At 60.4% G+C, this 1,087-nt stretch carries 1 protein-coding gene; it reads left to right on the top strand.

Going from position 1 to position 1,087, the window contains the following annotated elements:
- Nucleotides 1–39: 39 nt before the first annotated feature.
- Nucleotides 40–1,087 (top strand): hypothetical protein (locus tag AAAX32_RS09995; protein WP_349100736.1); only part of this gene is annotated, 1,048 nt, incomplete at its 3' end.

Below are 1,087 nucleotides of genomic sequence, written 5' to 3'. Positions count from 1 at the left end.
TTAATCTAACAATTCTTTGAGGAACGTAGGTGCTTCTAAATGTACTGTCGACTTCTTCTCAAACTAATCCTAAGAGACAAGGCCGTATGGATTTGTACGCTCGTTCTCGCTGCAGCCTTCTCCATCCCCATTGCGTTCAATTCACCCATCTACGGGCCCTTCTTCATGAAGCAGGGCATGCAGGGCTTTGTCGACGCATTCAATACGCGCGCGCCCCAGGCCAGCGGCACAGACCTATCGCCAGAGCAGCAAGATGACGCTGAGCTTGCAAGATACGCGAACGCCGCCCTCGCCGCTCAAACCGACGCCGCCTTTCTCGACTCTGCCGAGAGCTACTACGCGCTCATGGACGAAGGCTTCCAATCCGGATCCATCGTGGGAGACCGAGAGACCAATGACGCAGACCTCGCGTATTGCCGCGCTCTGAGCGGCTCCGGCATCACGGATATCCCAGCCTCCGCAAACGACCTGCCATTCCTTTCCTTCCTGCCTTACGCCATTGCCCAGGCGCCGTCTTTCCTTCCCTTCATCCCCTTCCTTCTCTCGTCGATACTCGTGCTCGGCGCCACAAGGCCCGGGACCCTGGCGGCGAAGGCGCCCGTGCCCAAATTCCGGCGCCTTATCCAAACCGTGTTTTCGATAATTGGCGCGGGGACCGCGATGCTCCTCGCCGGCCTCGCACCCGGGGGCATTTACGCCTTGGCCCTAAACGGCTTCGGGCAAACTGGGTACCCGATCGCCTTCTTCCATGACGGCGTGCTTGCCACCACGACCGCGGGAGACGTCTTCACGACCCTGCTTCTCGCGCTGCTTGCGGGCGGAACCTTGATATCCGTTTGCTCCGTCGTCCTATCGACCGCAACGAGGCGCGTCTTCGCAGGCCCCCTTGCCTCCGCGCTGCTTGTCGCGGCCCCGGCATTCCCGTTACTGTCCGATTCGGCGCTGGAGCATAATGCCGTGCTCGGGCTCCTGCCGCTGGCCGTGTTCTCGCCTATCGAGGCAACGGGCTACGTGGGATGCTTCCCGACAGAATTCATTGACTCCGGTTCAAGCGGTGCATCGATGCTTGCCGTGGCCCTGGCATACG

Origin of the sequence: Collinsella sp. CLA-ER-H3 (assembly GCF_040092425.1) — a bacterium.
Taxonomy (GTDB): domain Bacteria; phylum Actinomycetota; class Coriobacteriia; order Coriobacteriales; family Coriobacteriaceae; genus Collinsella.
This window is presented reverse-complemented; position numbering and strand designations above follow the sequence as displayed.